This is a genomic window from Streptomyces sp. NBC_00299 (assembly GCF_036173045.1).
GTDB lineage: Bacteria > Actinomycetota > Actinomycetes > Streptomycetales > Streptomycetaceae > Streptomyces > Streptomyces machairae.
In genome coordinates this window covers 1,819,770-1,845,472 of sequence record NZ_CP108039.1, presented here as the reverse complement: position 1 = coordinate 1,845,472, position 25,703 = coordinate 1,819,770, and the positions used below count along the sequence as shown (strand labels likewise).

Below are 25,703 nucleotides of genomic sequence, written 5' to 3'. Positions count from 1 at the left end.
TGCCTCGCCGACGCGTAACGTGAAGCAGCATGAGAATCCTCATCAGCGCCGACATGGAGGGCGCCACCGGCGTGACCTGGCCGGCCGACGTGCTGCCGGGGACGCCTCAGTGGGAGCGGTGCCGGGGGATGTTCACCTCGGACGTCAACGCCGCCGTGCTGGGATTCTTCGACGGCGGTGCCGACACGGTGCTCATCAACGAGGCCCACTGGACCATGCGCAACCTGCTGCTCGAACGGCTCGACGAGCGGGCGGAGATGCTGACCGGGCGGCACAAGACGCTGTCCATGGTCGAGGGCGTGCAGCACGGCGACGTGGACGGCATCGCCTTCGTCGGCTACCACGCGGGCGCCGGCACGGAGGGCGTCCTCGCGCACACCTACCTGGCGAACTCCATCACCGGGGTGTGGCTGAACGACGTACGGGCGAGCGAGGGGCTGCTGAACGCGCACGTCGTCGCCGAGTACGGCGTGCCCGTCGTGCTCGTCACCGGCGACGACGTGGCCTGCGAGGACGCGCTCGGGTACGCGCCCGAGGCACTGAAGGTCGCCGTCAAGGACCATGTCTCGCGGTACGCGGCCGTGTGCCGTACGCCGGCCAGGACCGCGGCCGACATCCGCGCCGCGGCCAAGGAGGCGGCCGGGCTGGCGGTCCGTCAGGAGCCGGTGAGCGAGGGCCCGTTCACCATCGCGGTCGAGTTCGACGCCGAGCACCTTGCGATGGCCGCCACCGTCGTCCCCGGTGTCGCACGGATCGGTGAGCGCAAGGTGGCGTACACCAGCGAACGCATGTACGAGGGGATCCGTACCTTCAAGGCGGTCACCACGATCGTCTCGGCCGCGGTGGAGGAGCAGTATGGCTGACGGGCAGGCACTGGACGAGGTCGTGACGTTCACGTCCGACCTCATCCGCATCGACACGACCAACCGCGGCGGCGGCGACTGCCAGGAGCGCCCCGCCGCTGAGTACGCCGCCGCGCTGCTGGCCGAGGCGGGCCTCGCCCCCACCCTGCTGGAGCGCACCAGCGGACGCACGAACGTCGTCGCCCGGTTCGAGGGCACCGACCCGTCGGCGGACGCGCTGCTCGTCCACGGTCATCTGGACGTGGTGCCCGCGCAGGCGTCCGAGTGGAGCGTGCACCCCTTCTCCGGGGAGATCCGCGACGGGGTCGTGTGGGGCCGGGGCGCGGTCGACATGAAGAACATGGACGCGATGATCCTGGCCGTCGTCCGGGCCTGGGCCCGTGAGGGCGTACGCCCCCGGCGGGACGTCGTGATCGCGTTCACCGCCGACGAGGAGGCGAGCGCCGAGGACGGCTCCGGATTTCTCGCAAACCGGCATGCGGAGCTGTTCGAGGGCTGCACCGAGGGCATCGGCGAGTCCGGCGCGTTCACCTTCCACGACGGCAGCGGCCGGCAGATCTACCCGCTCGCGGCGGGGGAGCGCGGCACCGGCTGGATCAAGCTGACGGCACGCGGGCGGGCCGCGCACGGCTCCCGGCCCAACCGGGAGAACGCGGTGAGCCGCCTCGCCGCCGCCGTCACCCGGATCGGCGCCCATGAGTGGCCGCTGCGGCTGACCCCGACCGTGCGCGCCGCCCTCACCGAACTCGCCGCGCTGTACGGTCTCGACGCCGACCTGGACGACGTGGACGGCCTGCTGGAGAAGCTCGGCCCGGCGGCCCGGCTCGTCGAGGCGACCGTCCGCAACAGCGCCAACCCGACCATGCTGGAGGCGGGTTACAAGGTGAACGTGATTCCGGGGGAGGCCGTGGCCTACGTCGACGGGCGCTACCTCCCCGGCTTCGAGGACGAGTTCCGCGCGACCGTCGACGAGCTCACCGGGCCCGACGTGGAATGGGAGTTCCATCATCGAGAGGTGGCCCTCCAGTCTCCGGTGGACTCGCCGACATACGCCAAAATGCGCGCCGCCGTCGAGGAGTTCGCGCCCGAGGGCCACACGGTGCCGTACTGCATGCCCGGCGGCACCGACGCCAAGCAGTTCTCACGGCTCGGCATCGCCGGCTACGGCTTCTCACCGCTGAGGCTGCCGGACGGGTACGACTACGGGGCCATGTTCCACGGCGTCGACGAGCGCGTGCCGGTCGAGGCGCTGCACTTCGGCGTCCGCGTTCTCGACCGCTTCCTGCGGTCGGCCTAGGCGAGAAAAGGGGAGACAGTGCAGACGCTGGCGTACGGTTCCTGGCCCTCGCCCATCGACGCGGCCCTTGCCGCCAGTCACGACGGGCACCCCGAGTACGTGGGCTTCGTCGGCGACGAGGCGTGGTGGACCGAGCCGCGGCCCGTCGAGGGCGGGCGGCGCACCCTGGTGCGGCGGCGGGCCGACGGCACGGAGGAGTCGGTGCTGCCGGCACCGTGGAACGTGCGCAGCCGGGTCGTGGAGTACGGCGGACAGCCCTGGGCCGGAGAGGTCGTCGACGGCCGGCCGCTCGTCGTCTTCGTCAACTTCGCCGACCAGCGCCTCTACCGGTACGAGGAGGGCGCCGAGCCACGTCCGATCACCCCCGTGTCCTCGGTGGGCGGCGGACTGCGCTGGGCGGAGCCGCAGCTGCGGCTCGACCTCGGTGAAGTGTGGTGCGTCCTGGAGGAGTTCACCGGCGAGGGGCCCACCGACGTGCGGCGCGTCCTGGCCGCGGTCCCGCTGGACGGCTCGGCTGCCGGGGACCGGGACGCCGTACGCGAACTCACCGACGGCCGGCACCGGTTCATCACCGGAGCGCGGATCTCGCCCGACGGGCGGCGCGCGGCGTGGCTCGTCTGGGACCATCCTCGGATGCCGTGGGACGGCACGGAGCTGCTGGTCGCCGATGTCGGCGCCGACGGCACGCTCGACGCCCCGCGGACCGTCGCCGGTGGCCCGGACGAGGCGATCGCCCAGGCCGAATGGTCGGCCGACGGCCGGCTGCTGTACGCGAGCGACCGCAGCGGCTGGTGGAACCTCTACCGCGACGGCGAACCGCTCTGTCCGCGCGAGGAGGAGTTCGGCGGACCGCTGTGGAAACCGGGCCTGCGCTGGTTCGCCCCCCTGGCGAGCGGCCCCGTCGCCGTCGTGCACGGGCGCGGCTCGACCGCCCTCGGCATACTGGACCCCGAGACCGGCGAGGTCGTCGACGCGGCCGGACCCTGGACCGAGTTCGCGCCCACCCTCGCGGTGTACGGCGAGCGGGTCGTCGCCGTCGGAGCCAGCCCCCGCAGCGCCTACGAGGTGGTCGAACTCGACACCTGCACGGGCCGGGCCCGGGTCATCGGAGCCGAGCACGACGACGCCGTCGACCCCGCCCACTACCCCGAACCGCAGATCCGCACCTTCACCGGCCCCGCCGGCGACGACATTCACGCCCACATCTACCCGCCGCACAACCCCGGCTGCGTGGCCCCAGGCGACACACCACCGCCGTACGTCGTCTGGGCGCACGGCGGCCCCACCGGCCGTGCGCCCCTCGTCCTCGACCTGTCGATCGCCTACTTCACCTCGCGCGGCATCGGGGTCGCCGAGGTCAACTACGGCGGCTCCACCGGGTACGGCAGGGCGTACCGCGACCGGCTGCGCGAGCAGTGGGGTGTGGTCGACGTCGAGGACTGCGCGGCCGTGGCGCTGGCCCTCGCCGACGAGGGCACCGCCGACCGCGACCGGCTCGCCATCCGCGGCGGCAGCGCGGGCGGCTGGACCACGGCCGCGTCTCTCACCAGCACCGACGTCTACGCCTGCGGCACGATCCTCTACCCCATCCTCGACCTGGCCGGCTGGGGCGACGGGGAGACCCACGACCTGGAGTCGCAGTACCTGGAATCCCTGATCGGACCGCTCGCCGAGGTGCCGGGCCGGTACGCCGAACGATCGCCCGCGGCGCACGCCGACCGTCTCACCGTGCCCTTCCTGCTGCTGCAGGGCCTCGACGACGTGATCTGCCCGCCGACCCAGTGCGAGCGGTTCCTCGCCCGCATGGAGGGGCGCCGGGTGCCGCACGCCTACATCGCCTTCGAGGGTGAGGGCCACGGATTCCGGCGGGCGGAGACGATGATCCGCGTCCTGGAGTCCGAACTCTCCCTGTACGCCCAGGTGTTCGGGCTGAACCCGCCCGGCGTCCCCAGACTGGAACTCGCCAAGTGAAGCCACTCATCCGCCCTTCCAGGCTCGCCCCCGGCGCCCGCGTGGCCGTCGTCGCGCCCAGCGGACCCGTGCCCGAGGAACGGCTGCGGGCCGGCCTCGACGTGCTGCGCGGCTGGGATCTCGACCCGGTGGTGGCGCCTCATGTGCTCGACCGGCACGGCGAGTTGGCGTACCTGGCGGGCACGGACGCCGACCGGGCCGCCGATCTGCAGGCCGCCTGGTGCGATCCGGCCGTCGACGCCGTGCTGTGCGCTCGGGGCGGCTACGGGGCGCAGCGCCTGGTCGGCCTCCTCGACTGGGAGGCGATGCGGGCGGCCGGACCCAAGGTGTTCGTCGGCTTCAGCGACGTCACCGCGCTGCACGAGGCGTTCGCCAACCGGCTCGGCCTGGTCACTCTGCACGGTCCGATGGCTGCGGGCGTCGACTTCATCAAGAACGCGCGGACGCAGGAGCATCTGAGGGCCACGTTGTTCGAGCCGGAGTCGGTGCTCACGATCGCCTCCACCGGCTCCGCGCTGATCCCCGGCCGGGCGCGGGGAGTCACGCTGGGCGGCTGTCTCAGCCTGCTCGCCGCCGAGGTCGGGACCCCGTACGCCCGGACCTCCGCACGCGGCGGTCTGCTGTGCCTGGAGGACGTGGGGGAGGAGACCTACCGGCTCGACCGCTACCTCACCCAACTTCTGCGTGCCGGTCTGTTCGAGGGCGTGCGCGGCGTGCTGCTCGGGTCGTGGCAGGAGTGCGAGCCGTACGAGCGGGTGCGTGCGCTGCTCCTGGACCGGCTGGGTGGCCTCGGTGTGCCCGTTGTGGAGGAGTTCGGGTTCGGGCACGGTGAAGGAGCGCTGACGATTCCCCTCGGCGTGGGCGCCGAACTCGACGCCGACGCGAGGACGTTGACTCTCGACGAGCCCGCTCTGCGCTGAGCGGACAGTTCACTGAATCTCCGTCAAGAAACCCCCGTCACGGCGATTGACCTCGCTTGACACGTGTCACACCATGACAACTGGCCAGTACTTACTGGTCGGTAAGCCGGGCTGTCCTCAGCGTGCCTCAGTGTGGAGGTCTCCGTGTCCCGTCGCGTGCCCAGTTTTCGATCCTCACTTGCCCTCGTCCTCGGCGCCACGCTCACCGCACCCCTCGCGCTCACCGCTCCGGCCGCCGCGAGCGGCCAGTTCACCGTCACGGCCCTGAAGTTCACCGTCCAGGCGGGCGGCCGCACCTGCACCGTCGACGCCGATCTGTACCGGCCCACGAGCGTGGACCGCGCCCACCCCGCGCCCGCCGTCCTCGCCACCAACGGCTTCGGCGGCAGCAAGTCCGACGGCTCGACCGACGCCATGGGAAAGGCCTTCGCCCAGCGCGGTTACGTGTCCCTGATCTATTCCGGCCTGGGCTTCGGCAGGTCCGGCTGCCTGATCTCGCTCGACGACCCCACCATCGACGGCGTCGCCGCCTCGCGGCTGATCGACTTCCTGGGCGGCAGGCGCGCCGCGGACGACGGCACCAAGGCGGACTTCGTCACCCTCGACGCCCCCGGCGACCCGCGCGTCGGCATGGCCGGCGGCTCCTACGGCGGGGCCGTCCAGCTGGCCACGGCGGCCGTCGACCAGCGCCTCGACGCGCTGGCGCCGATGATCACCTGGAACGACCTCGCGTACTCCCTCGACCCCAACAACGCCGTCGGCAGCGGCAGCGTGCCCGGCTCATTCAAATGGCAGTGGGCCAACGGCTTCTACCTCATGGGCGAGGGCCAGCCGCTGCTGGAAGCAGGCCTCGACCCCTCCCGCATCAACTCCTTGGCCTGTCTGCACTTCGTCACCAAGGCCTGCGACACGATCCGCACGCTCAACTCCGGCCGCTACCCGGCGAAACAGACCGCCGAGCTGCTCGCCTACGCGCGCAGCGTCTCCCCGGTCTCGTACCTGAACCGCGTCAAGGCACCCACTCTCCTCGTCCAGGGCCAGGCCGACAGCCTCTTCAACCTCAACGAGGCGACGGCGACGTACAACACCCTCAAGGGCCAGGGGACCCCGACGAAGATGATCTGGCAGTCCTGGGGCCACAGCGGCGGCCTCACCGACCCGGCCGCCGGTGAACTCAACCTCGGCCAGGGCAACCTGGAGACCAGCTACGTCGGCCGGCGCATCCTCGCGTGGTTCGACCGCTACCTGGGGAAGAAGAACGTCGACACCGGGCCGGCCTTCGCCTACTACCGCGACTGGATCGACGACCCCGACAACACGTACGCCCCCGCCGACCGCGTCCCCGCGCTCAGCCGGACGCTCTACCTCTCCGGCGACGGCAAACTCGTCGACGACCGCCGCAAGGTGGCACGCGGCAGCCGTACGTACACCAACTGGCTGACCCCCACCAGCCACTCGGAGAGCTCACTCGCCGCACTCCTCGGCATCCCGGACCCGGCGCCGTACGACACCCCGGGCACCTATCTCGGCTGGACCAGCGAGCCGCTCGCGCGCACCACCGACGTGGTGGGTGCGCCCCGGGCCACGCTCAAGGTCGTCTCCCCGAAGGCCGAGCGGACGCAGGCCTCGGCGGACGCCGCCGACAAGCTCGTGCTGTTCGCCAAGCTGTACGACGTGGCGCCCGACGGCACCCGGACGCTGGTGCACCGGCTGGTGGCACCGGTGCGGGTGCCCGACGTGACGAAGAGCTTCACGGTGACCCTGCCCGGGGATCGTGCACCGGTACGAGAAGGGGCACCGGCTGCGGTTCGTGATTGCGGCGAGTGACGGTGCGTACTTCGGGAACCGGGGGATCAAGCCGGTGACCGTGGTCAGTGCGCCCCAGGACACGGGGGTTCTCCAGCTGCCGGTGCTCGGCTGAGCGCAGGTGGTGGCCGCTCACCGTGCGTGATCGCTGATCCGGGAGCATCCTGGACGTATGACCGCGAAGACGTCGGAGAGCGACAGGAAGGTCGACGGGCGCCGGGGTGGCGTGCGCGGGGCGATGACTCCCACCCGGGTCGCCGTGCTGGTGCTCGCCGTCCTCGCCCTGATCTTCATCTTCGAGAACACCGGCGAGACCGAGATCCGGCTGCTGATCCCCCTGGTGACGATGCCGCTGTGGGCGGCGCTGCTCGCCGTGGGCATCATCGGCGCGCTGTTCGGGGCGTACTTCATGCGACGGCGCCGCTGACCGGTCGTACGCTGTCGGAATGCCGCACCCTGCGTCCCGCTACCTTGCCGAAGGCCCCCGCGTGGGCATACGCCACTTCACCTACGAGGACGCCGGCGAGTTCACCACGCGCGCCCGCGAGAGCAAGGAACTGCACCAGCCGTGGCTCTTCCCGCCGGACAGCGGCGCCGCGTACGCCGCCTACGCCGGGCGGCTGATCGAGGATCCGACCAAGGCCGGGTTCCTGGTCTGCGCGAAGGACGACGGCGGGGGCATCGCGGGGTTCATCAACATCAACAACATCGTCGAGGGCGCCTTCCAGAGCGGTGCCCTCGGCTACGGCGCCTTCGCGCACGCGGCCGGGCGCGGCCTGATGCGGGAAGGCCTCGACCTCGTGGTCGGGCACGCCTTCGGCCCGATGCGCCTGCACCGGCTGGAGATCAACGTCCAGCCGGCCAACGCCGCCTCCGTGGCCCTCGCCCGTGCCTGCGGCTTCCGCCTGGAGGGCTTCTCACCGGGCATGCTCTTCGTCGACGGGGCCTGGCGCGATCATCAGCGGTGGGCGATCACCGCCGAGATGCGGGCTTGAAGTTGATCTTCATCGTGTCCAGGTCCGTGACGGTCGACCTCAGATCGCGGAAGCCGTAGCCCAGCTCCCGCAGCGCCCTCTCGGCCCGGTCCTCGGCGATCGCGCCGGCCATCTCCTCGCCGTCCGCCGCGTCGGAGACCACCACGTACCGCATCGAGAAGTGCTTGAGCGGCGACGGCTCGTAGGAGAGCGACCCCTCCTCGCTGAACCGCATGCTGGTCAGACCGTGCTCCGCGGCCTCGGCGAGCAGCCGCGCGCGGGCCGCGTCGGTGAGGGCGTCCCAAGTGCCGCGGACGATCACCCGGTACGTGTGCTGCTCGCTCATGCTTCCTCTGCCTGCTCCCATGTCGATGGCATTGAGCGTCGACTGTACGTCGGCGAGGATGAACCGCATGCGGAATATCGTCGTGCTCGACGCCCCCTCCAACCTGGGCCTGCGTCCGCCCGCCCCCGGCACCGTGCCCGGCTGCCACAAGCTCGCCGGGGCGTTGCGTGAGCAGCGGATCGTGCAGCGGCTGCGGGGCCTGGAAGGCGGGGTGGTCGTGCCGCCCAGGTACGACCGGGGGGACTGGCAGGAGGGGGACGGCGTGTTCAACGCTGCCGCCATCGCCGGGTACACCCGCAGGCTCGCCGACCGGATCGAGCACCATGTGCGCGCCGGGGACTTCCCGGTCGTCCTGGGCGGCGACTGTTCCATCAACCTGGGTGCCGTTCTCGCGCTGCGCCGGATCGGGCGCTACGGCCTGGCCGTCGTGGACGCCTCGCCCGACTTCCGGCACCCGGGCAACTCCGACCGGGTCGGCGCGGCGGGTGGCGAGGAGGTCGCCCTGGCCACCGGGCGCGGGCAGGAGGACCTGACGAACCTCGAGGGGCTCAGGCCCTATCTCCGGGACGAGGACGTGCGGTACTTCGGCATCCGCGACTACTTCGAGGAGGATCGCGCCGAGCTCGCCGACCTGAAGATTCCCGTGGTGACCGTCGGCGACCTGCGCGAATGGGGCGCGCAGGCGCTGGGGTCCGTCACCCGCCAGGCCTTCGAGATCCCGCAGCTGGACGGCTTCTGGGTGCACCTGGACGCCGACGTCCTCGACCCGTCGGTCATGCCCGCCGTCGACAGCCCCGACCCGGAGGGCCTCACGCCCGACGAACTCGTCGCCCTGCTCCGGCCGTTGCTGGCCTCCGCCCACTGCGTCGGCCTCAACGTCACCATCTACGACCCCGATCTGGACCCGGAGGGCACGGCCGGGGCGCTGCTCACCGACACCATCGTGGCGGCCCTCGATCAGGACTGACGGTCCGCGTACTCGTAGATCGTCCCGTCCGGGTGCAGCGCCAGCAGATTGCGTCCCACGGGCGTCGGCACCGGGCCCGCGATGATGTGCGCGCCCAGCTCGCTGAGCACTTGGTGTGCCTCGTCGACGTCCTTGACGGCGATCGTCGCCGCGACCTTGCGCAGCACCTCCAACTCGGCCTCCGGACCGCTCATCAGCAAGAAGCAGCCGATCGCGGCCACCTCGACGCCGCCGCGTTCGAAGCGGAGGGCGGTGGCGCCCGCGAGTCGTTCGTAGAAAGGGACCGCGGTCTCCAGGTCGTCGACGCAGACACGCAGCGTGGTTCCCAGGATGTCCATGCGGACGAGCCTAGTTGGGGGCGGCGGGGGAGTGTGATCGTTTCACGCGATCCCCTCACGCGGCTCGTGACGGAGCGCGTTATGCGTACTCCTGTACGGGTACTCGGCGCCCATGGACCGCTTGGATCACCTTGAGCACCTGGACAAGCAACTGGTCGACGAGCTGGCACAGGTGGCGCGTGAGACCGTCCGCGACGAGCTGCGCGAGCAGACGCGCAGGCAGCGCCGCCGGGCCACGCTGTACGCCGCTTCCGGCGCCGTCGCCCTCTACGCGGGCGCGGCTCTCGCGCTCGCGCTGGGACTGGGCCTCGCCGCCGGGCTGCCGGACTGGGCCGCCGCACTGATCACCGCGGTGATCCTCGGCGCGGCGGCGTACGCGCTGCGCGGCGCGGCACGTCCGAACGCGTCCCGGTTGACAGCGGACGAGGCGGAACTGACGGCCGCCCACGGACACACCGGCGGCACCCCGCCGAACGGGCCAGGCCTGCCGTATCCGCCGATGCCGCCCGCCCCGCCGCAGACCGCAGTGCCCGGCGCGGGAACGCCGAACGCGGCCGACGCGCGCAAGCCGCACCCCGACGACATCGCCCCCGAGCAGCCGCACCACCGGACGTGACGCCCGTACGCATGCCGAGGGAGAGGGCCCTGCCGCAACGCGGCAGGGCCCTCGTCGTGATCGGGGCCGGCGGCCGCTCTGCCTAGGCGACCCGGTACTCCCGCGCCTCCTCCGCCCGCAACGTCAGCCCGTGGCCGATGCCCTGGGTGGGCGCCACCGCGCCGCCTGTCGGGTCCAGGGCGCCGGTGAAGAGCATGTCCTCCAGGCGGACGTGGTCGTGGAACCACTCGATGTGGCGGAGGTTGGGGACGGCGGCCGCCGCGGCGGCGTGGGCGTGCGGGGCGCAGTGGGCCGAGACGTCCAGGCCGTGGGCCTGGGCCAGGGCCGCGGCGCGCAGGAACTCCGTGAGGCCGCCGCAGCGGGTGGCGTCGATCTGGAGGCAGTCGACCGCGCCCGCGGTGATCATGCGGGCGAAGTACGGGAGGTCGTAGCCGTACTCGCCGGCCGTGACGTCGCACGGCAGGGTGTCGCGCAGCAGACGCAGGCCCGTCAGGTCGTCCGAGGACACCGGCTCCTCGAACCAGCCGACGCCGTGCTCGGCGAGGGCGTGGCCGACGCGGACCGCCTGCTTGCGGGTGTAGGCGCCGCCTGCGTCCACGTACAACTCCGCCTCGGGACCGATCACTTGACGCGCCGCCGCGACGCGGGCCACGTCGCGCAGCACCGCCCGGCCCCAGTCCTCACCGATCTTGATCTTCACGCGCGGGATGTGCTGGCCGTGCACCCAGCCGTTCAACTGCGCGGCCAGATGCTTGTCGTGGTACGTCGTGAAGCCGCCGCTGCCGTAGACGGGGACGCGTTCGCGGCACATGCCGAGCAGCCGGGCCAGGGGCAGTTCGAGGAGGCGGGCCTTGAGGTCCCACAGGGCGATGTCCAGCGCCGAGATCGCGCACGCGGCGACGCCGGGGCGGCCCGCGTCGCGGATGGCGCGGGACATCGCGTCGTGCGCGGCGGGGATGTCCAGGGCGTTGCGTCCCTCGACGAGGGGTGCGAGGTGGTCGCGCAGGAAGTCGCCGATCGCCGCCGGGCCGTAGGTCCAGCCGGTGCCGGTCGCGTCGCCCGCCGCCACCTCGGCGATCACCACGGTCGTGGAGTCCCAGGCCAGCGTGCCGTCCGCCTCGGGGGCGTCGGTGGGAACCGTGTAGACGGAGACGACGGGGAGATGGAGTTTCATGGGGTCCTGTGCCGTCCCTCTCAGCGCTGGAGCTGCGGCAGCACCTTGGTGCGGTAGAAGTCGAAGAAACCGCGTTGGTCGGGTCCGATCTGGTTGACGTAGATCCGGTCGAAGCCCGCCTCGGCGAAGGCGTTCAGCGCGGACACGTGCTCGTCGGCGTCGTCCCCGCACACCGTGTTGTCGCGCACCATCTGCTCGGTGATCAGCGGCTCCAGCTGCTCGAAGTGGCTCGGCGAGGGCAGGATCTGGCCCATCTCGCCGGGCAGCAGCTGGTTGGACCACAGCCGGCGCACGGTGCGTACTGCCTCGTCGCGGTCGGTGCCGTAGCAGACCTTCGTGCCGCCCATGACCGGCTTGGCGTTCCCGCCGCCTTTGCGGAACTGCGTGACCAGTTCCTCGTCCGGCATCATCGTGATGAACCCGTCGCCGACCCGCGCCGCGAGGGACGTCGCCGCCGGGCCGAAGCCGGAGATGTCGATCTGGACGGGCTCGTCGGGGACGGTGTAGAGGCGGGCGTTCTCCACCCGGTAGTGGTTGCCGTAGTGGCTGATCTCCTCGCCGGAGAACAGCCTGCGCATGATCAGGACGGCCTCCTCCAGCATGTCCATGCGCACGCTCGCGGGCGGCCACACATGGCCGAGGATGTGCTCGTTCAGGGCCTCGCCGGTACCGACGCCGAGCCGGAAGCGGCCGTTCGTCATCACCGCGCAGGTCGCGGCCGCCTGGGCCACCACCGCCGGGTGGATTCGCACGGTCGGGCAGGTCACGGCCGTCTCGACGGGCAGCGACACGGCCTCCGAGAGTGCGCCGATCACCGACCACACGAAGGGGCTCTGGCCCTGCGCGTCGTTCCACGGGTGGTAGTGGTCCGAGATCCACAGCGAATGGAATCCGGCCTGCTCGGCCATCCGCGCCTGCTCGACGAGATCGGCGGGGCGGAACTCCTCGGTCGCCAGGAAGTAGCCGTACTCGGGCATGAGGGACACCTCCGGGAGTGCCGCGTCGGCGGCGGGGACGGTCGCCGTCCCGGGTACCCGGAGGTCCGGCCGGAAACCGGGGCCGGCCCCGGGGCGGACGTTTGGCGGTCCTGACCAGGGGGACGCGGAAGGCTCCCGAGGTACGCGACAGGCCCGGAGGCCAACCGTGAGTCGACCCCGCATCGTGATCGTCGGCGCCGGATTCGCCGGGTACCGGGCAGCACGCACCCTGTCCCGGATCACCCGGCGGCACGCCGACATCACCCTGCTGAACCCGACCGACTACTTTCTGTATCTGCCCCTGCTGCCCCAGGTCGCCGCCGGCATCCTGGAACCACGCCGGGTGACCGTCTCGCTCTCCGGCACCCTGCGCCATGTGCGGCTCGTGCTGGGCGAGGCCGACGGCATCGACCTCGACGGGAACACCGTCCACTACACCGGCCCCGAGGGCGACGTGGGAACGCTGCCCTACGACCGGCTGATCCTCGCCGCGGGCAGCGTGAACAAGCTGCTGCCCATCCCCGGCGTCGCCGAGCACGCGCACGGCTTCCGCGGCCTTCCCGAGGCGCTGTATCTGCGCGACCACGTGACCCGGCAAGTGGAGCTGGCGGCCGGCGCCGACGACCCCAAGAGCTGCGCCGCCCGATGCACCTTCGTGGTGGTGGGCGCCGGGTACACCGGCACCGAGGTCGCCGCGCAGGGCCAGCTGTTCACCGACTCCCAGGTGCGCAAGCACCCGTTGCGCACGGGCATGCGGCCACGCTGGCTGCTGCTCGACATCGCCGATCGCGTGCTGCCCGAGATGGACGAGAGGCTGTCGCGGACTGCCGACCGGGTGCTGCGGCAGCGGGGCGTGGACGTGCGGATGGGCACCTCCGTGAAGGAGGCCACGCACAACGGGGTGGTGCTGAGCGACGGCTCGTTCGTCGACACCCGCACGCTCGTGTGGTGCGTCGGCGTACGGCCCGATCCGCTCGCCGAGTCCCTCGAACTGCCCATGGAGAAGGGCCGCCTGCTCGTCGACCCGCACCTCCAGGTGCCGGGCCGGCCCGAGCTGTTCGCCGCCGGGGACGCGGCCGCCGTGCCCGATCTGGAGAAGCCCGGCGAGTACACGCCGATGACCGCCCAGCACGCCTGGCGGCAGGGCAGGACGGTGGGCCAGAACGTGGCCGCGTCCCTCGGCATGGGCGAGCGGCGCGCCTACCGCCACCGCGACCTCGGCTTCGTGGTCGACCTCGGCGGCGTCAAGGCCGCCGCCAACCCGCTCGGCATCCCGCTGTCCGGCGTGGCGGCGGGCGCGGTGACCCGCGGCTACCACCTCGCGGCGATGCCCGGCAACCGCGTCCGCGTCGCCGCCGACTGGCTCCTGGATGCCGTACTGCCGCGCCAGGCGGTGCAGTTGGGTCTGGTGCGGTCGTGGTCGGTACCGCTGGACACGGCGTCGCCGGAGCTGGCCCGGGTGCCGGGGCGGTCGGATGCAGGGGCGCAGGACAAGAAGTCGAATACAGGGGCGCAGGACAAGAAGGGGGAGAAGCCCGGCGATCCCGCCGAGAAACGGGCCGACGGTCCCGAGGCAACCGAACCGCCCGACCCCGTCCAGGACCCCGACGCCGGCAAGCACCCCGAACCCCCCGGCCCCGTGAAGCGGCCCAACTCCCGAGCGGGCGGCAGCGAGCCGAGCCCCGGTGCCGGCACCGCGACCGGAACGGGTGGCCAGCCGCCCCCCGGGACACCGGCCGTCCACAAACCGCACCCGGACGCGCCCATCGCCCCCGAACCCCGCTCCCAGCACCCTCCGAAAGGAGACTCATGAACACCGCTGAACTCGTCGAACTGGCTCAGCAGCTGCGCGTGGACAGCGTGCGTGCCTCCGACGCCGCGGGATCGGGGCATCCGACCTCGTCGATGTCCGCCGCGGATCTGATGGCCGTACTCCTCGCGGAGCACCTCCGCTACGACATCGACCGGCCCGCCCACCCGGGCAACGACCGCTTCGTCCTCTCCAAGGGACACGCGTCGCCGCTGCTGTACGCCGCGTACAAGGCCGCCGGCGCCATTGAGGACGGCGAACTGGTCACCTTCCGCAAGCTCGGCAGCCGGCTCGAAGGACACCCGACGCCGCGGCGGCTGCCGTGGGTGGAGACCGCGACCGGGTCGCTCGGGCAGGGACTGCCGGTCGGTGTCGGCATCGCACTGGCCGGGCAGCGGCTGGACCGGACCGGGTACCGGGTGTGGGTGCTGTGCGGGGACAGCGAGCTCGCCGAGGGGTCCGTGTGGGAGGCCGCCGAGCACGCTTCGTACGAGCATCTGGACAACCTCACCGCCATCGTCGACGTGAACCGGCTCGGCCAGCGCGGCCCGACCCGGCACGGTCATGACCTCGACGCCTACGCCCGCCGTTTCCAGGCCTTCGGCTGGCACACCATCGAGGTCGACGGGCACGACGTGGACGCCATCGACCGTGCGTACGGCGAGGCCGAGTCCACCGTCGGGCAGCCCACCGTGATCCTCGCCCGCACCCTCAAGGGCAAGGGCGTCGAGGCCGTCCAGGACCGCGAGGGACTGCACGGCAAGCCGCTGCCGGATGCCGACGGGGCCATCGCCGAACTCGGCGGACGGCGCGATCTGCGCATCCACGTCCACGAGCCGTCCGCCACCCGCATGCTGCACGCCGTACCCGGCGGACGCCTCGACCTGCCCCGCTGGGACAAGGGTGAGGAGGTCGCCACCCGCAACGCCTACGGCGAGGCGCTCGCCGCGCTCGGCACCGGTCGCGGCGACGTCGTCGCCCTCGACGGCGAGGTGAGCGACTCCACCCGCGCCGAGTTCTTCGCCAAGGCACACCCCGACCGGTTCTTCGAGTGCTACATCGCCGAGCAGCAGCTGGTCGCCGCGGCGGTGGGGCTCGCGTCCCGCGGCTATGTGCCGTACGCCTCCACCTTCGCCGCCTTCCTCACCCGCGCCTATGACTTCGTGCGCATGGCGTCCGTCAGCGGCGCCGGCATCAACCTCGTCGGCTCGCACGCGGGCGTCGCGATCGGGCAGGACGGGCCGAGCCAGATGGGCTTGGAGGACCTGGCGATGATGCGGGCCGTGCACGGCTCGACCGTGCTGTACCCGTGCGACGCCAACCAGACCGCCCGGCTCGTCGCCGCCATGGCCGGCCTGGAGGGCGTCCGCTATCTGCGCACCTCCCGCGGCGCCGGCCCGGTCATCTACGGTCCGGACGAGGAGTTCCCGGTCGGCGGCAGCAAGGTGCTGCGCTCCAGCGACCGCGACCGGCTGACCGTCGTCGCGGCCGGCGTCACCGTGCACGAGGCGCTCGCCGCCGCCGACGTCCTGGACCGCGAGGGCATCCAGGTCAGGGTCGTCGACCTCTACTCCGTCAAGCCCGTCGACCGGGACACCCTGCGCCGGGCCGCCGAGGAGACCGGCTGCCTGCTCACCGTGGAGGACCACCACGAGGAGGGCGGCATCGGCGACGCCGTGCTCGACGCGTTCCTCGACGGGCGCCCCGTGCCCCGCCTGGTGCGCCTCGCCGTCCGCATGATGCCGGGCTCGGCCTCGCCGGACGAGCAGCTGCACGCCGCGGGCATCGACGCCGCGTCCATCGCCGCCGCGGGCAAGCTGCTGGTGGAGGAGGCGGTCGTAAGGTGACCGGCGACGGCGGTACGACGAAGGTGCGGGCGGGCCGCCGTACCGTCGAGGTCAAACGTGTCGACAAGGTGCTCTTCCCCGGCGACGGGGGTGCGAAGGAGTACACCAAGGGCGACCTCGTGGACTACTACCGGGCCGTCGCCGCGTTCATGCTGCCGCACCTGCGCGGCCGCCCGCTGATGCTGGAGCGGCACCCCGACGGTGTCGACGGCCCGCAGTTCATGCAGAAGAACACCCCCGAGCACTACCCGGACTGGATCACCCGCGTCGAGGTCGCCAAGGAGGACGGCACCGTCCGCCACACGGTCTGCGACGACGTCGCGACCCTCGTCTTCCTCGCCGACCAGGCCTGTCTCACCCTGCACCGCTGGCTGTCGCGCACCGACGACATCGACCGGCCCGACCGCATGGTCTTCGATCTCGACCCGGCCGGGGACGACTTCGGGCAGGTGCGGGAGGCGGCAGGACTGCTGGGCGAACTGCTCGACGAGCTGAAGCTGCCGTCGGCGCCGATGACCACCGGTTCGCGCGGCCTGCACATCGTGGTGCCGCTGAAGGGCGAGGAGGACTTCGACCAGGTGCGCGCGTTCGCCCGGGACGTCGCGGACACTCTCGTCGACGCCCACCCGGACCGGCTCACCACCGCCGCCCGCAAGAAGGACCGCGGCGACCGTCTCTACCTCGACATACAGCGCAACGCCTACGCCCAGACAGCAGTCGCGCCCTACACCGTGCGCCCCCGTCCCGGCGCACCCGTGGCCACCCCGCTGACCTGGTCCCACCTGGACGACCCGGACCTCGACGCCCGCCGCTGGACCATCGCGGACGCCGTGGAACAGGCCCGCACCAACCCATGGGAGGGGGTGATGAGCCGGCCCCGCGCCCTGGAGCCCGCGCGGCGCAGGCTCGACGCACTCCGTGGCTGACACAAGGAGACTGATGGGTTTGGCCAACGCCTTTCGGGCCACTCGCGGTTGGAGGAGCCCATGACTGATTCACAGAACTCACCCAAATCATCCAGACAACGACAGGGACGACAGGGCGGGGCGGACGACAAGCCGTCGCCGATGGAGGTGCTGCGCCAGGCACGAGCCCAGCTCGCCGAACTCACCGGCAAGGACGCCGAGACGGTGTCCTCGTTCGAACAGACCGAGGACGGCTGGGCACTGGAGATCGAGGTCCTGGAGCTCTCCCGCGTCCCGGACACGATGAGCCTGATGGCGAGCTACCAGGTGGAACTCGACCACCAGGGGCAGCTCACCGGCTATCGCCGTGTCCGCCGCTACGAACGCGGACGGTCCGACGGACGCAGGTCCGGCGGCCGCTAGGCCACTCACGCCCGTCACATCATTCCCAGTCGCATTCCCAGTCACATTCCCAGACGAATTTCCTAGACGAATTCTCAGACAAGGAGGAACGGCGGCATGACCGTTGTCCCGGCACAGCAGTCCGGAGGCGGAGGCGGCAGCAGCGGCCTCTACGACGTCCTTGAGCTCATCCTCGACAGGGGGCTCGTCATTGACGCATTCATACGGGTCTCCCTCGTCGGCATCGAGATCCTGAAGATCGACGTCCGGGTCGTCGTCGCCAGCGTCGACACCTACCTCCGCTTCGCCGAGGCGTGCAACCGGCTCGACCTGGAGGCCGGTCCACGCAAGAGCCCGGGCCTGCCCGACCTCGTCGGGGAGATCACCGAGTCCGGCGCACGCGGCAAGTCCAAGGGGGCGCTGTCCGGCGCCGCCGAGACCATCTCGGACGCCTTCAAGCAGGCGCGGGACGACGACGGCGAGCGCGAGTCCAGGCCGCGCGCCCGCAAGTCCACAGCGTCCCGCAGGAAGGAGGAGCAGGAGTGAGCACGTACGTGTACGCCATCACCGCGAGCTCCCACCCCACACTCCCGAGCGCCGTGGGCGGCGTCGGCGACCCGCCCCGCCAGCTGCGCATGCTCAAGCAGGGCGATCTGGCCGCCCTCGTCAGCGACGCCCCGGAAGGGCTGCGCCCCAAGCGCAAGGAGCTGCTGGCCCACTCGAACGTGCTCGCCGAGGCGGGCGCGGTCGGCTGCGTGCTGCCCCTGCGGTTCGGCAGCGTCGCCCCCGACGACGAGACGGTCACCGGCGTCCTCGCCGAACGCGCCGAGCACTACAAGGAGCGGCTCGCGGCCCTGGACGGCAAGGTCGAGTACAACATCAAGGCCAGCCACGCCGAAGAGGCGGTACTGCACCGGGTGCTCTCCGAGAACCCGGAGATCCGGTCCATGACAGAGGCCAACCGTCAGGCGGGCGGCGGCACCTACGAGGAGCGGCTGCGGCTCGGCGAGATGGTGGTCGCCGCGATCAAGGCCCAGGAGGCCGAGGACGCGACCGACGTGCAGCACACCCTGGAACCGGCCGCGGACGCGGTCAGCGTGGGCCCCGAATCCTCCGGCTGGCTCGCCAATGTGTCGTTCCTGGTGGACCGCGGCGGGGCCGAGACGTTCCTGACGGCCGTGGAGCAGCTCCGCAAGGGCCATCCGCACCTCGACCTGCGTCTCAACGGCCCGCTGCCGCCGTACAGCTTCGTCGAACCCGGCCCCGCCGAGCCCGCGGGGACCACGATCGGCGCGGAGAGCGCGGAGGAGTGATGCCGTGGGACTGCTCGGGGAGGTGCTGCTGCTGCCGTTCGCCCCGGTGCGCGGCAGCGCATGGGTAATCGGACAGGTCTTGAACGAGGCGGAGCGCCTCTACTACGACCCGGCGACGGTGCGCGCCGAACTCGCCGCCCTGGAGGAGCAGTTGACCTCGGGCGAGATCGACGAGGAGGAGTTCGACCGCCGGGAGGACGAACTCCTCGACCGGCTGGAGATCGGGCTCGCGCGACCGGCACCGGAAAACTGATGGGACGGCAGGATGAACCGATTGGCACTCGGCCTCGCGGTAGGGGCCGGGTACGTCCTCGGACGTACGAAGAAGATGAAACTGGCATTCGCCATCGGCACCATGGTGGCCGGTAAGCGGATGCATCTGAGCCCGCGGGCGCTCGCGGATCTGGTGTCCCAGCAACTGCAGAACAACCCGCAGTTCAAGGAGATCGGGGACCAGCTGCGCGAGGACCTGCGTGGCGTCGGCCAGGCCGCGTCGGGCGCCCTAGTCGAGCGGCAGCTCGACGCCTTCGCCGACCGGCTGCACGGGCGTACCGCACAGGTGCGTGACCAACTGGAGGGTGTGGTTCCCGAGACGCCGGATCTCGGCCTGGAGGACGAGGAGGACGAGGAGCCGGAGTCCGAGGAACTGGAGTCCGAGGAGCGGGAGTCCGAGGAGCCCGAGGCCGAGGACGAGGAGCCCGAGGAGGCGCCGCGTCGGAAGGCCGCCAAGAAGGCTCCGGCGAAGAAGGGCGCCGCGAGGACCGCCGAGTCGGCGGTCAAGAAGGCGCCCGCCAAGAAGACCGCGACCAAGAAGGCCCCCGCGAAGAAGACCGCGGCCAAGAAGACGGCAGCGAAGAAGACGGCCGCCAAGAAGACGACCGCCGCGAGCGGGGCCGCCCGTAGCGCGCGGGCCCGGGTGCCGAAGGGTGGTGGCGAGCGATGACCGAGACGCTCGGATCTGCGAGTTCGACCGCCCGCGGGGCGAAGGAGTCGCTCAGCGGCGTCGCCCAGAGCGAGGCAGCCGACCGGCTCAAGGCCGAACTGCGGGACTACGTGGCCGCACAGGCCACGCGACTGCTGACCGGCGCCGGCCGCAAGCTCGGCGAGACCACGCTCAAGCTGAACGACATAGCCGACGGCAAGAGCCCGGGCTTCGCCAAGCTCGCCCTGGACGGCGGCCGCAAGCTCGCCGAGGGCAAGGGACCTCTCCGCTCCGCCATGGAGCTGGGCGCCTCCCGGGCCAAGGACAGCGTGAGCGGGGCGCTGAAGAACCTCGTCGGCGGCAAGGGCAAGCGCAAGGGCGGGGCCGGCAAGAAGCCCACCGTCATCCTCGAGTACGTCGATGTGGGCGTCCCGCTGCGCACCGCGTACGACCAGTGGACCCAGTACCAGGACTTCAGCACCTTCGCGAAGGGCGTGAAGAACGCGAACCGTGCCGACGACACGAGTTCCGACTGGCAGCTGAAGGTCTTCTGGTCCAACCGCAGCTGGAAGGCGCACACCACCGAGCAGGTCCCCGACGACCGCATCGCGTGGACGTCGGAGGGAGCCAAGGGCACCACGAAGGGTGTCGTCTCCTTCCACCGGCTCGCCGAGAACCTCACCCGGGTCCTGCTGGTCATCGAGTACTACCCCAAGGGCCTCTTCGAGAAGACCGGCAACATCTGGCGCGCCCAGGGCCGCCGTGCCCGCCTCGACCTCAAGAACTACGTCCGCTTCATCACCCTCAAGGGAGAGGCGGAGGACGGCTGGCGCGGGGAGATCCGCGACGGCGAGGTCGTCCGCAGCCACGAGGACGCGGTCGCGGAGGAGGACGAGGAGGCGTACGAAGGAGAAGAGGAGGAGAACGAGGAAGAGCCTCGCGCCGAGGAGGAGGACGAGGACGCGGAGACCGGGGAGTACGCGGACGAGGACGCGGAGGAACCGGAGGGCGAGTACGAGGCCGAGGAGGAGCCCGAGGCCGATTACGAGGACGAGGAGGAGCCCGAGGCCGTTTACGAGGCCGAGGAAGAGCCCGAGGCCGAGTACGAGGACGAGCCCGAGGACGCGCACGCCGGTGGCGGGAGCCGCCGATGACGACTCCCGGGCGGATGCCTCAGCCCTACGGCCACGACAGCGGCGCCAACCTGGCCGACATCCTTGAGCGCGTGCTCGACAAGGGCGTGGTCATCGCCGGCGACATCCGGATCAACCTGCTGGACATCGAACTCCTCACCATCAAACTGAGGCTCATCGTCGCCTCGGTGGACAAGGCGAAGGAGATGGGCATCGACTGGTGGGAGGACGACCCGGCACTGTCCACCCGGGCCCGTCGTGACGAACTCACCCGGGAGAACGCCGAGTTGCGTGAACGCCTGGCCCAGCTGGAGCCGGCCCGGGCACAGAAGGAGGCCCCATGACCGCACTGCGCTACGTCTACGCCGTCTGCCGCCCCTTTCGCTCGGCCCTCCAGGTCCAGCTGACGGGGGTGGCCGGGGCGCCCCCGAAGCAGCTGACACACCACGGTCTGATCGCCGTCGTCAGTACGGTGCCCGAGGCGGACTTCGCCGAGGAGCCGCTCAGGGCCCATCTGGAGGACATGGACTGGCTCACGGCGACGGCCCGCGCCCACCAGCAGGTCATCGACGCGCTCACCGTCGTCACCACCCCGCTGCCGCTGCGGCTCGCCACCGTCTTCCGGGACGACAGCGGTGTACGCACGATGATGGAAGCCCGCGAGGAGGACTTCCGGCGCATCCTCGACCGGCTCGAGGGGCGGGTCGAGTGGGGCGTGAAGGTGTACTCCGAAACGGAGCCCACGGAGGGCGTGCAGTCCCCGCCGCCCGCCGAGCCCGCGAGCACGTCGGGCCGTGACTATCTGCGCCGGCGTCGCACGCAGACGCGGGCCCGTGAGGACGTATGGCAAAAGGCCGCCGAATTCTCCGGACGGCTGCACGAAAAACTTTCCCGCTTCGCCGAGGACGCCCGGCTGCACGCCCCGCAGAGCGCCACGCTCTCCGGGGCAACCGGGCAGAATGTGCTCAATGCCGCCTATCTGGTGCCGCGCGCGGATTCCGAGGAATTCGTGGAACTGGTGGACCGGGAGAAGGACGACGCCCCCGGAATCCGGGTCGAACTCACCGGGCCCTGGGCGGCCTATTCGTTCACCGAGGAGTTCGCGGAGGAACGGGAGGAGCGGCAGTGACCGTCGTGGAACGCCGTGAGGTCGCCCTCGTGGACCTGCTCGACCGGCTGCTCGCCGGGGGCGTCGTCGTCACGGGGGACATCACCCTGCGCATCGCGGACGTCGACCTCGTCCGTATCGACCTGAACGCACTGATCAGCTCCGTCAACGAGCAGGTTCCTTCGCCCTGGGGGGAGTTGACGTGACATCGCAACGCAACCGCCTGGACCTCGAACCCGACACCGTGGAACGCGACCTCGTGAAACTCGTCCTCACGGTAGTGGAATTGCTGCGCCAGCTCATGGAGCGCCAGGCGGTGCGCCGCTTCGACACGGGTGAGCTGAGCGAGGAGCAGGAGGAGCGCATCGGGCTCACGCTGATGCTGCTCGACGATCGCATGACCGAGCTGCGCGAGCGCTACGGACTGCGGCCCGAGGACCTCAATCTGGACCTCGGGCCGCTGGGACCGCTGCTTCCCCGGGAGTGAGTTCGATTCAGTGAATTCAGTTCAGCGAATTCAAGTTCACTCCCGGCGTATCCTTTTTCTTACCACCGATACCAGCGGCCCCTGCCTCCTGCCGCGGTCGTACCGCGCATCACGAATCCCAGGAGCCACAGAACGAGGACCACGATCGCGATCCACCACAGTGCCTTCAGTGCAAATCCGGCACCGAAGAGAATCAGAGCCAGTAGCAGTACGAGCAGAATAGGAACCATAGTTTGACCTCCTGCTCGCCGAGTTACCAGAAAGGCGCGATTCAGGCGTCCTTTCGGCACAGAATTTCCCCGTGCAGCACGCTGAACCAGCCGTCGTCGTGGCGCCCCCACTCCCGCCAGGCCTCCGACACGGCACGCAACTGCTCCGCACTCGCGTGCCCGCTTTCGGTGGCCCGTTCGGCATACGCCGAGGTCAGCGTGCGATCCGCCCACAGCCCGCTCCACCAGGCCCGCTCGTCCGGCGTCGCGAAGGTCCAGGTGCTCGACGTGGCCGTGATGTCCGCGAGCCCCGCCCGCAGCGCCCAGGACCGCAGTCGGCGTCCGGCGTCCGGCTCGCCGCCGTTGGCGCGGGCGACCCGGCGGTACAGGTCCAGCCAGGCGTCCATCCCCCGGGAGGCCGGATGCCAGGCCATGGCCGCGTAGTCCGAGTCCCGGACCGCGATGAAGCCGCCCGGCCTGGCCACCCGCGTCATCTCGCGCAGCGCCCCGACCGGATCGCCGACGTGCTGGAGCACCTGGTGGGCGTGGACCACGCTGAACGTGTCGTCCGGGAAGTCCAGGGCGTGCACGTCGGCGACCGTGAAGCCGACATTCGCAAGACCGCGTCCGGCGGCCGTGGCCCGGGCCTGCTCCAGGATCTCCGGTGACCGGTCGACGCCGGTGACGTGACCGTCGGGGACCAGGGCCGCCAGGTCGGCGGTGATCGTGCCCGGGCCGCAGCCGACGTCCAGGACCGTCATGTGCGGCTTCAGCGAACCGAGCAGGTAGGCCGCAGAGTTGGCGGCGGTGCGCCAGGTGTGCGAACGCAGCACGGACTCGTGGTGCCCGTGCGTGTAGACGGCGGTCTCCTGCGGCTTCGCGGGCTTCGCAGGTGGCTTCGACATGCCGGTTCCCCTCGTCTCGTCGTAACGGCTCAGGGGGCGTACGGCCCCGGGGCGGTACCCGACACCGTACGCGCGCATGTCGAATGCTGAGACCTGCGTTTTACTATCTGGACAAGCTGGAAGGCTCCCCTGGCTGATCAGACGCCGCGCAGCGGCCGGTAGACCGTCAGCGCCTCCGGCAGCTTCTCCAGCGTCACCTCGCCGCCCACCTCGGTGACTTCGCCGTCGTAGGCGAGCAGCGCGCCCGGTGTGACGCCGGACAGGTGCAGCCGGCCGACCTGGACCGCGGCGTGGGCGGGGGAGCGGGTCAGCGGGCCCGCCACGGCGGCCGCGAGCAGGCGCAGTGCGGGCCGGCGGCCGCCGTGCACGACCCGTACGTCGAGCACGCCGTCCGCGAGATTCAGCCGCCGGGCGGGGGCGAGGCCCATCCGGTGGTACGTGCCGTTGCCGGCGAACAGCATCCACAACGGGTGGGCCCGGCCCGCTACTTCGGTGTGCAACGGGTGGCGGTCGCTGCGCAGGACGCGCAGGGCCGCGAGCACTCCGGCCGGCCACGCGCCGACCCGGTGCTCGAAGCGTTCCCTCTCGCGCACCAGCTCCGGATACACGCCGAGGCTGCACGTGTTGAGGAACAGACCCTGCTGTCCGTCACAGGTGAACCGGCCCACGTCCACGCGCACGGCCTCGCCGCGCTGGACGGCCCGGCTCAGATCGCGTTCGTCCTCCACGCCCAGGTCGAGGGCGAAGTGGTTCAACGTGCCGCCGGGCAGCACCGCGAGCGGCAGCCCGTGCAGCAGCGCGACCTCCGCGGCCGCGTTCACCGTGCCGTCGCCGCCGCACACGCCGAGTACCCGGGCCCGTTCCGCCGCCTTGTGCAACTCGGCCCGGGTGTCGTCCGGTTCGCACTCGACCAGCTCGGCGCGCGGCAGCAGGTCCAGCAGCGCGTGCACCCGGTCGGAGCTGCCCGACCCCTTGTTCGCCACGACGACCAGGCCGTCCCCCTCCGTCAGCGCCGGGACGTCCGTACAGGGCCGGGCCGGCGGGACCGCCCGGTCACGCGTCGGCACCATCCCCCGTACCGCGAACGCGGCACCCGCGCCGAGGGCCGCGCCCGCCAGCACGTCGCTCGGGAAGTGGACGCCGGTGTACACCCGCGACAGCGCGACCGACCAGGCGACCGGGGCCACCGCCAGGCCCCACGCGGGCGACTCCAGCGCGACACCCGTCGCGAACGCGGCCGCCGACGCGGCGTGACCGGACGGGAACGACGTGGTGATCGGCTGCCGCTTCAGCTGCCGGACCGCCGGTACGGGGTCCAGTACGGGGCGGGGCCGGCGCACCGACCGCTTGCCGAGGGTGTTGATGGTCAGCGAGGCCAGGCTCAGGGAGGCGATGCCGCGGACCGCTGCCCGGCGGCCCCGGGGTGTCCGGCTCGCGGCCATGGCGGCGGCCGTCGCGAACCACAGCACCCCGTGGTTGGCGCTCCGGCTCAGCTTCGGCAGGACCCGCTCGGCATACGGCCAGTTCCGCTCCGCGGCGAACTCGAACAGCCGGGAGTCGAGAGCGAGGAGCCGGTTGCGCAGGGCATGGCGGCCGCGCTTGGACAGGGTGAGGTCGACGTCTGGGCTCATACAGGGGTGGGTACCCTGAAGTCGCCGATTGCTGTCCGGCCAGTGGTGACCGACACACGGAGGAACCCGTACATGCGCCTGCTCCTCGTCCGCCACGGTCAGACCACCGCCAACCTGGACTATCTGCTGGACACGGCCGTCCCGGGCGCCGGCCTGACCGCGCTCGGCGAGCAGCAGGCCGCCGCCCTGCCCGAGGCGCTGGCCGACGAGGACATCGACGCGATCTACGCATCCACCCTGGTCCGCACCCAGCGCACCGCCGCCCCGCTGGCCGCCGCACGCGGCCTGGAGGTGCTCGTCCGGGACGGGATCCGTGAGGTGTTCGCCGGCGATCTGGAGATGCTGCGCGGCGACACGGAGGCCGGGCACACCTACATGAAGACCGTGTTCGCCTGGGTGGCCGGCGACACCGAACTGCGCGTGCCCGGCGGCGAGAGCGGTACCGAGGTGCTGGCGCGCTACGACTCGGTGATCGCCGAGGCCGCCGACAGCGGGGCCGGGGCCGTCGCCATGGTCAGCCACGGCGCCGTGATCCGGATGTGGACGGCGGCCCGGGCCGCCAACGTCGACGTCCCCTTCGCCGCGGCGCACCCGCTCGACAACACCGGGGTCGTGGTCCTGGAAGGGGCGCCCGAAAGCGGCTGGAAGGCGCTCTCGTGGGCGGGAGCGGTCGTCACTCCCGCGAGCGACAGCGGGCCCGCAGGACAGGCCGTCGACGAGGACGCGCCGTAGGGCTGCGGCCCGAAACCGCCCGGCCTTCGGAATATGCGTTTGCCCGGGCT

General features: G+C 71.5%; 29 protein-coding genes and 1 pseudogene. 23 read left to right on the top strand and 7 right to left on the bottom strand.

The genetic code is table 11. From position 1 onward, the window contains the following. Positions 1–29: 29 nt before the first annotated feature. From OHT51_RS08025 to OHT51_RS07995, 7 genes and pseudogenes are all read left to right on the top strand, one after another. Positions 30–863, top strand: coding sequence for a M55 family metallopeptidase (locus tag OHT51_RS08025; RefSeq protein WP_328878207.1), 834 nt, complete (start codon positions 30–32; stop codon positions 861–863). Beyond that, positions 856–2,160 (top strand): M20/M25/M40 family metallo-hydrolase, encoded by a 1,305-nt coding sequence (locus OHT51_RS08020; RefSeq protein ID WP_328878206.1) that lies wholly within the window; start codon positions 856–858, stop codon positions 2,158–2,160. The genes OHT51_RS08025 and OHT51_RS08020 overlap by 8 nt, the downstream gene beginning before the upstream one ends. A gap of 18 nt (positions 2,161–2,178) precedes the next feature. Further along, on the top strand, positions 2,179–4,131 hold the full coding sequence (locus OHT51_RS08015) for a dipeptidyl-peptidase 5 (protein ID WP_328878205.1): 1,953 nt from the start codon (positions 2,179–2,181) through the stop codon (positions 4,129–4,131). Continuing rightward, on the top strand, positions 4,128–5,051 hold the full coding sequence (locus tag OHT51_RS08010; protein WP_328878204.1) for a S66 peptidase family protein: 924 nt from the start codon (positions 4,128–4,130) through the stop codon (positions 5,049–5,051). The genes OHT51_RS08015 and OHT51_RS08010 overlap by 4 nt, the downstream gene beginning before the upstream one ends. 144 nt (positions 5,052–5,195) lie before the next feature. Further along, positions 5,196–6,972: pseudogene (locus OHT51_RS08005) on the top strand (CocE/NonD family hydrolase). 57 nt (positions 6,973–7,029) lie between these two features. Then, on the top strand, positions 7,030–7,284 hold the full coding sequence (locus tag OHT51_RS08000; RefSeq protein WP_328878203.1) for a LapA family protein: 255 nt from the start codon (positions 7,030–7,032) through the stop codon (positions 7,282–7,284). A 19-nt stretch (positions 7,285–7,303) separates the two neighbouring features. After that, positions 7,304–7,852, top strand: a complete 549-nt coding sequence (locus tag OHT51_RS07995; RefSeq protein ID WP_328878202.1) for a GNAT family N-acetyltransferase — start codon at positions 7,304–7,306, stop codon at positions 7,850–7,852. On the opposite strand, the gene OHT51_RS07990 is transcribed toward OHT51_RS07995, so the two are convergent. After that, a complete protein-coding gene (locus OHT51_RS07990; protein ID WP_328878201.1) occupies positions 7,830–8,177 on the bottom strand; it encodes a DUF6204 family protein in 348 nt (115 codons plus the stop codon). The two genes, OHT51_RS07995 and OHT51_RS07990, sit on opposite strands and share 23 nt — an antisense overlap. 67 nt (positions 8,178–8,244) lie before the next feature. Between OHT51_RS07990 and OHT51_RS07985 the strand changes: the two genes are divergently transcribed. Continuing rightward, entirely contained in the window at positions 8,245–9,144 is a 900-nt protein-coding gene (locus OHT51_RS07985; protein ID WP_328878200.1) for an arginase family protein, read from the top strand. Here OHT51_RS07985 and OHT51_RS07980 read toward each other — a convergent pair. After that, entirely contained in the window at positions 9,135–9,482 is a 348-nt protein-coding gene (locus tag OHT51_RS07980) for a VOC family protein (protein WP_328878199.1), read from the bottom strand. The genes OHT51_RS07985 and OHT51_RS07980 overlap by 10 nt on opposite strands. A 112-nt stretch (positions 9,483–9,594) precedes the next feature. Here OHT51_RS07980 and OHT51_RS07975 point away from each other — a divergent pair, with 112 nt between their 5' ends. Continuing rightward, entirely contained in the window at positions 9,595–10,098 is a 504-nt protein-coding gene (locus tag OHT51_RS07975) for a phage holin family protein (RefSeq protein ID WP_328878198.1), read from the top strand. A gap of 82 nt (positions 10,099–10,180) precedes the next feature. Here the strand turns inward: OHT51_RS07975 and OHT51_RS07970 are convergent, their stop codons facing one another. Next, positions 10,181–11,272: an enolase C-terminal domain-like protein gene (locus tag OHT51_RS07970; protein WP_328878197.1), complete on the bottom strand. Its 1,092-nt coding sequence runs from the start codon at positions 11,270–11,272 to the stop codon at positions 10,181–10,183. Positions 11,273–11,292: 20 nt separating this feature from the next. After that, positions 11,293–12,249: an LLM class F420-dependent oxidoreductase gene (locus OHT51_RS07965; protein WP_328878196.1), complete on the bottom strand. Its 957-nt coding sequence runs from the start codon at positions 12,247–12,249 to the stop codon at positions 11,293–11,295. 166 nt (positions 12,250–12,415) lie between these two features. On the opposite strand from OHT51_RS07965, the gene OHT51_RS07960 reads away from it, so the two are divergent. From OHT51_RS07960 to OHT51_RS07900, 13 genes are all read left to right on the top strand, one after another. Further along, positions 12,416–14,062: an NAD(P)/FAD-dependent oxidoreductase gene (locus tag OHT51_RS07960; protein WP_328878195.1), complete on the top strand. Its 1,647-nt coding sequence runs from the start codon at positions 12,416–12,418 to the stop codon at positions 14,060–14,062. Beyond that, complete coding sequence (locus OHT51_RS07955) at positions 14,059–15,906, top strand: transketolase (protein ID WP_328878194.1); 1,848 nt, start codon at positions 14,059–14,061, stop codon at positions 15,904–15,906. Before OHT51_RS07960 ends, OHT51_RS07955 begins: the two co-directional genes overlap by 4 nt. Next, a complete protein-coding gene (ligD, locus tag OHT51_RS07950; RefSeq protein ID WP_328878193.1) occupies positions 15,903–16,832 on the top strand; it encodes a non-homologous end-joining DNA ligase in 930 nt (309 codons plus the stop codon). The genes OHT51_RS07955 and ligD overlap by 4 nt, the downstream gene beginning before the upstream one ends. A gap of 60 nt (positions 16,833–16,892) precedes the next feature. Beyond that, positions 16,893–17,234 carry a gas vesicle protein GvpO gene (locus OHT51_RS07945; RefSeq protein ID WP_328878192.1) on the top strand — a complete coding sequence of 114 codons (342 nt, stop codon included), beginning with the start codon at positions 16,893–16,895 and terminating at the stop codon, positions 17,232–17,234. Positions 17,235–17,330: 96 nt separating this feature from the next. Beyond that, positions 17,331–17,759: a gas vesicle structural protein GvpA gene (locus OHT51_RS07940; protein WP_328878191.1), complete on the top strand. Its 429-nt coding sequence runs from the start codon at positions 17,331–17,333 to the stop codon at positions 17,757–17,759. After that, on the top strand, positions 17,756–18,526 hold the full coding sequence (locus tag OHT51_RS07935; RefSeq protein WP_328878190.1) for a GvpL/GvpF family gas vesicle protein: 771 nt from the start codon (positions 17,756–17,758) through the stop codon (positions 18,524–18,526). Before OHT51_RS07940 ends, OHT51_RS07935 begins: the two co-directional genes overlap by 4 nt. A 4-nt stretch (positions 18,527–18,530) precedes the next feature. Then, complete coding sequence (locus tag OHT51_RS07930) at positions 18,531–18,779, top strand: gas vesicle protein GvpG (RefSeq protein ID WP_328878189.1); 249 nt, start codon at positions 18,531–18,533, stop codon at positions 18,777–18,779. Between the two features lie 12 nt (positions 18,780–18,791). Then, positions 18,792–19,469: a DNA primase gene (locus OHT51_RS07925; protein ID WP_328878188.1), complete on the top strand. Its 678-nt coding sequence runs from the start codon at positions 18,792–18,794 to the stop codon at positions 19,467–19,469. Further along, positions 19,466–20,602: an SRPBCC family protein gene (locus OHT51_RS07920; RefSeq protein WP_328878187.1), complete on the top strand. Its 1,137-nt coding sequence runs from the start codon at positions 19,466–19,468 to the stop codon at positions 20,600–20,602. The genes OHT51_RS07925 and OHT51_RS07920 overlap by 4 nt, the downstream gene beginning before the upstream one ends. Continuing rightward, positions 20,599–20,925, top strand: a complete 327-nt coding sequence (gene gvpJ, locus OHT51_RS07915; RefSeq protein ID WP_328878186.1) for a gas vesicle protein — start codon at positions 20,599–20,601, stop codon at positions 20,923–20,925. The genes OHT51_RS07920 and gvpJ overlap by 4 nt, the downstream gene beginning before the upstream one ends. After that, positions 20,922–21,710, top strand: coding sequence for a GvpL/GvpF family gas vesicle protein (locus tag OHT51_RS07910; RefSeq protein ID WP_328878185.1), 789 nt, complete (start codon positions 20,922–20,924; stop codon positions 21,708–21,710). The genes gvpJ and OHT51_RS07910 overlap by 4 nt, the downstream gene beginning before the upstream one ends. After that, a complete protein-coding gene (locus tag OHT51_RS07905) occupies positions 21,707–21,895 on the top strand; it encodes a gas vesicle protein (protein WP_030953078.1) in 189 nt (62 codons plus the stop codon). Before OHT51_RS07910 ends, OHT51_RS07905 begins: the two co-directional genes overlap by 4 nt. Further along, positions 21,892–22,176, top strand: a complete 285-nt coding sequence (locus OHT51_RS07900; RefSeq protein WP_328421329.1) for a gas vesicle protein K — start codon at positions 21,892–21,894, stop codon at positions 22,174–22,176. Before OHT51_RS07905 ends, OHT51_RS07900 begins: the two co-directional genes overlap by 4 nt. 59 nt (positions 22,177–22,235) lie before the next feature. Here OHT51_RS07900 and OHT51_RS07895 read toward each other — a convergent pair whose 3' ends face one another. The 3 genes from OHT51_RS07895 to OHT51_RS07885 form a co-directional block, all read right to left on the bottom strand. Next, a complete protein-coding gene (locus OHT51_RS07895) occupies positions 22,236–22,406 on the bottom strand; it encodes a hypothetical protein (protein WP_062716500.1) in 171 nt (56 codons plus the stop codon). 41 nt (positions 22,407–22,447) lie between these two features. Then, positions 22,448–23,290 (bottom strand): class I SAM-dependent methyltransferase, encoded by an 843-nt coding sequence (locus OHT51_RS07890; RefSeq protein ID WP_328878184.1) that lies wholly within the window; start codon positions 23,288–23,290, stop codon positions 22,448–22,450. 137 nt (positions 23,291–23,427) lie between these two features. After that, the gene (locus tag OHT51_RS07885) at positions 23,428–24,921 is read right to left on the bottom strand and encodes a bifunctional phosphatase PAP2/diacylglycerol kinase family protein (RefSeq protein ID WP_328878183.1); all 1,494 of its coding nucleotides are present in this window, start codon (positions 24,919–24,921) and stop codon (positions 23,428–23,430) included. A gap of 72 nt (positions 24,922–24,993) precedes the next feature. On the opposite strand from OHT51_RS07885, the gene OHT51_RS07880 reads away from it, so the two are divergent. After that, on the top strand, positions 24,994–25,653 hold the full coding sequence (locus OHT51_RS07880; RefSeq protein WP_328878182.1) for a histidine phosphatase family protein: 660 nt from the start codon (positions 24,994–24,996) through the stop codon (positions 25,651–25,653). Positions 25,654–25,703 lie beyond the last annotated feature (50 nt).